This window comes from Luteitalea sp., from assembly GCF_022842525.1.
Lineage (GTDB): Bacteria > Acidobacteriota > Vicinamibacteria > Vicinamibacterales > Vicinamibacteraceae > Luteitalea.
Genome location: NZ_JALHPM010000383.1, coordinates 1 through 2,512, shown reverse-complemented (window position 1 = coordinate 2,512; position 2,512 = coordinate 1). Strand labels below are relative to the sequence as shown.

At 65.2% G+C, this 2,512-nt stretch carries 2 protein-coding genes and 1 pseudogene; all 3 read left to right on the top strand.

Annotated features, from left to right (window positions below; genetic code table 11):
• The coding region (locus Q0C41_RS31285; protein WP_291990958.1) for an SUMF1/EgtB/PvdO family nonheme iron enzyme at nt 1–989 on the top strand (989 nt) is incomplete at its 5' end.
• Between the two features lie 80 nt (nt 990–1,069).
• The gene (cpaB, locus tag Q0C41_RS31280) at nt 1,070–1,921 is read left to right on the top strand and encodes a Flp pilus assembly protein CpaB (RefSeq protein WP_291990956.1); all 852 of its coding nucleotides are present in this window, start codon (nt 1,070–1,072) and stop codon (nt 1,919–1,921) included.
• A pseudogene (locus tag Q0C41_RS31275) lies at nt 1,918–2,512 on the top strand (AAA family ATPase); the annotation flags it as partial. The gene cpaB and the pseudogene Q0C41_RS31275, both read left to right, overlap by 4 nt.

Genomic DNA, 2,512 nt, shown 5'->3' with positions numbered 1-2,512 from the left:
CGGAGTGGTGTTTGCGGGTCTGGGGAGAAGAGAGTTGGTTAGCATCGGCGGACGCTCGACTTACGGAAACGGAGATTCAACAGCTGCCCGATTCGGCCAGCTCATTTGCCAATCAATTGGGACAGAAATTTGTTTTGCTGGGTCCCGCGAGATTCTGGGCGGGGAGCGATAATCCGGGACTCAAGTCGTTGAATCCACGGCAGGAACGAACCATCGAACATCGCTTTGCCATTGGGGCGTATGAGCTACAGCGCAAGTACTTCCTGGCATGTCTAGCCGATATGCACATCTCAGGCGATAACTCGAACCCCTTGACGCCGTCGCCGGAGATGCCGGAAACCGCTCTGCAAATGTTCCACGTGGGCTTGTATTGCAATTGGCTCAGCGCCCAAGTCGGCTTACCGGAATCTGAGTGGTGCTTTATCCCAGGTTCGCGAACCGAGGAGGGAGTCGCGAATTATGACGAACAAACGCGACTGAAGGACAACTGTGTCGATTTACTGGGGTATCGTGTCCCCTCGGAACTGGAGTGGGAATTTGCCTGCCGCGCCGGCACCACGAGCGAGACCTACTTTGGAGACACTCGCGAGTTTTCCCTCAAGTTTGCTAAACTCGAAACTACCCAGGCCGCTCCCGGGCTCACCCAACCCATCGGCGACGACGTGAACTCATATACACTTCATCCCTGTGGTCGATTGAAGCCCAACGGCTTCGGATTATTCGATATGTTTGGCAACAATATGGAATATGCGGTGGGCCAGGCGAGCATGACCCAAGCACCGGGTTACGAGTCTGTCGTCGGTTTTCATTTTCTCGCCCCCCGTCGACGAATCACGGCGGCGATCCGGAAGGCGCAGCGGGGACAAGGGCTGGTCGAGTACGCGCTGCTGCTCGTCCTGATCGCCATTGCCTCGATCGCGATTTTGTCGACGCTCGGCACCAGCATCGGCGTCCTGTACTCAGTGTCAAACGTGTTCACCGCCCCGTGATCTGCTGACGCCGGTCCGAGGACAGGGGTGGCAGGCCGGACGGAGCCGGCCGCGAGCTGAAGCGGAAGGAACAGAAGCAGATGAAGCGACGCGGAGCGCTGGCCCTCTTGGCACTCGGCATCCTCCTGGCGGGCGGTGCGAGCGTGATCGTGCTCGGCATCGCGCGGCAGGCCGGCGAAGCGAGCCGGGCCGTCATCCCCCAGGTCTACGTGGTGATGGCGGCCCGTGAGATCCCCGATCAAGCGGTGGTCACGCCGGACGCCCTGGTGGTCCGGCCCTTCCCCGCCGAGTTCGCCCCGCCCGGCGCGATCTCGCAGCCCGAGCAGGTCGTCGGCAAGTTCGCCGTCGGGACCATCTATCGCGACCAGATCGTGATGAACGGTCATGTCACGACCGGACGGAAGGCGACCAGCCTCTCGGATCGCGTGCCACCGGGCAGGGTGGTGGTCTGGCTGCCGATGCCCGACCTCCTGGCCGGGCAGGTCGGCTTCCAGCCGGGCGACCGCCTCGACATCCTGCTCTCGCTCAAGCTCGTGCAGTCCGAAGTCGGCGACACGCCGTCCAACGCCAGCAACAGCAACGGCATGAGCACCCAGACCACGCTCCAGAACGTCGAGATCTTCGCGCTCGGCGAGCAGCAGCAGGCCGGCGTCAAGGCGGCCGAGGGCGGCGTGAGCGCCCGCACCAGCGCCAGCACCCAGCCCCTGGCCCTGCTGGTGGACCACCAGGACGCCATCATCATCAAGTACATCAAGGACTCGGGCGGCACCATCGACCTCGCCCTGCGCTCCTCTGACGAAGAGCGGATCGTCCGTACCGACGCCGTCACCGTTGACAGCATCGCCGAGCGCTTCCGCTTCCGAGTCCCGCAGGAGGTCCGGACGGTCCCGGCGGAGCCGCGCCAGGCCATGCAGCAGGAGCCACGACCATGAGCGGACGCACGTCACGCCTACGCATCCTGGTCCTTCGCGACCCCGGCTTCCAGCTCGACGGCCACGAGACCGACATGGGCGCCGTCACGCTGATGCTGGAGGAAGACCCGACCTTCCGCGTGGCCGAGAGCGCGGCCGGCTACGGCGAGGCCGCCCGCGCCGCCCATCGCGGCGACACCGACCTCATCATCATCGACGAGGTGGCCGGCGACCCGGCCGCCGTGGTGGAGCAGCTCGACGCTGCCGCCCCGGAAATCCCGGTGCTGGTGCTGCTGGACCCGGAGAACCCGGCCGTCGCGCAGGCCTGCATCCTGGCGGGCGCCCGGGCGTACCTGTTCCGCCCCTTCGAGCCGACCGACCTCGCGGAGCTGGTGCGGCGCATCTACGAGAAGGAAGATCGGCGCCGGCGCAAGACATCCCCGCAGGGCGGCTCGAAGTCCGGCCGGATGATCGCGGTCCACGGCCCGAAGGGCGGCGTCGGCACCACCACGCTCGCCGTGAACCTCGCCGTGGCGATCTACCAGCAGACCGACCTGCGCGTCGTGCTGGTGGACGGCAGCCTGCTCTCCGGCGACGTGGCGGTGGCCATGA